Annotated in this window: 1 protein-coding gene; it reads left to right on the forward strand. The window is 54.9% G+C overall.

Features of this window, described 5'->3' with window-relative positions:
• Positions 1-71 precede the first annotated feature (71 nt).
• Positions 72-645: efflux RND transporter periplasmic adaptor subunit (locus ACFQEU_RS17325; protein ID WP_379784170.1), on the forward strand; the 574-nt coding region annotated here is incomplete at its 3' end.

Here is a 645-nt window from a genome sequence, read left to right on the forward strand (position 1 = left end):
CAAGTGTTGCTGAGCAACCCATGGCGCCACCACCGCCCCACGTTGAATTGTTGGAGCTACAGCCCGAGGCCGTGCGCGCTTGGGTCAGCTATTCTGGCCGTCTGGCGCCGGTGCAAAGTGTTCACATAAAGCCTCAGGTGAGTGGCCGCATTGAGAAAGTGCTGTTTGCCGAAGGTGATTTGGTTAAGCAGGGGCAGTCATTGTTCGTGATTGATTTGCGACCGCACCAAGCGCAGGTTCAGCAAGCCAAGGCGCAGTTAACCACGGCACAAAGTCGCGCTCGCTTAGCAGGGGATGAATTGGCGCGCGTAAGTCAGTTGATCGAGAAAAAATTAGTCGCACAAAGTGTGTACGACACGGCCCTATCTAATCAGCAGGTTTCAGATGCTGCGGTGTTGCAGGCGCAGGCGGAGCTGGATCAAGCTGCACTTAATCTCGAGTACGCACAAATTAAGGCGCCTATTTCGGGTCGAATCAGTCGCGCCGAATTGACGCGGGGCAATTTGGTGGATGCCGGCGCCAGTGCTCCGATTCTGGCGACCATCGTAGCTAACGACAAATTGTTTGCCGAGTTCAATGTCGATGAGTCGAGTTACCTGCGTTTTGTGCGCAACGTAAAGACAGCGTCGGAGATGCCGGTTGAGA

Origin of the sequence: Halorubrum tibetense (assembly GCF_042661865.1) — an archaeon.
Taxonomy (GTDB): domain Archaea; phylum Halobacteriota; class Halobacteria; order Halobacteriales; family Haloferacaceae; genus Halorubrum; species Halorubrum tibetense.